Annotated in this window: 1 pseudogene; it reads right to left on the bottom strand. The window is 40.2% G+C overall.

Going from position 1 to position 1,180, the window contains the following annotated elements:
* A pseudogene (locus DS884_RS18185) lies at positions 1–1,180 on the bottom strand (hypothetical protein); the annotation flags it as partial.

The following is a 1,180-nucleotide window of genomic DNA, read 5'->3' as shown; positions in this document are numbered from 1 at the left end:
AGAAATACATCCGTTAGTTCCTGTTCCTGTAATTACATAATTTCCTGCTGGTAAGCCTGTATAAGTTAATGTTCCAGCAGTAAATGTTCCGGCTACTGGTGCTATACTATACGTTAATGGGTTGATACTATTATTTACCTCTGTTAACTGAATCTCTCCTGTACTTGTTCCATTACAAATCCCATTTACACTCGCAACCGCACTAAAGTTTGGCTCTATCGCTGGTAAAATTACTATCGTAGTGGTACTTGAACATGTTGGAGTAGCTCCCATATCAAACACCTCTACTGTATAGGTGTCTGCTGTAGCTGCTGAGAAATTTACTGTCGTTCCTCCTGTACTTGTTTGGGCAACTACCGTTCCTCCTGAATTTGTTACTGCATATTCATACGTTCCTGATCCTGAACTGATATTTAATGCTACAACTCCTGCTGGACTTGCACTACAATCTATATTCTTTGTTTGAGTTACTGTAAACGCTAAACTTGGTAACATCGTTATCGCTTGTGCTGATGCACTACAACTATTACTATCTGATACGGTTACAGAATAAGATCCTGCTGCTACATTGGTAAATGTAAAGGCTCCTGTTCCTGTTTCGGTACGAACTACTGCACTTGTAGTTGTATTTGTTAATACAAATGTATAAGTTCCTGTTCCTCCTGCTGGTGTTGCTGTGATACTTCCTCCTGTACTTGAGTTACATGCACTATCATCTTTAGTTAATCCAAAACTTACGGCTACTGGATTTACAACCGTTTCTGTTGTTGAAACCTCACATCCATTAGCATCTCGTACTGTTACTGTATAGCTTCCTGATTCTAAATTACTAAATACATTACTATTTCCTAATGCAACCGCTGGTGATGTTCCTGTTACTGGAGTTAAACTATATTGATAACCACCCCATCCGTTAGTCGCTGTAGCTGTAATACTTCCGTCATTTCCTCCATTACAACTTACCGCTACTGGTACTGCTGTGATTCCTAATCCTGCTGTTGGTTGAGCTATAGATACAACTGCGGATGTTACTGGACAGAATGGACTTGCTGTCATAGTTACTACTACATAGTATTCTCCTACTGCTAAACTTCCTACAGTTTGTAATACGCCTCCTGTTACACCTACTACTGCTGCTCCTACTGTCGTATCATCTCCTGTAGCTGGTGTTCCGTTGGTA

The organism is Tenacibaculum sp. E3R01 (assembly GCF_003318185.1).
GTDB lineage: Bacteria > Bacteroidota > Bacteroidia > Flavobacteriales > Flavobacteriaceae > Polaribacter > Polaribacter halocynthiae.
Note: the sequence above shows the minus strand (reverse complement) of the source record. Positions and strands in the feature narration are given on the sequence as shown.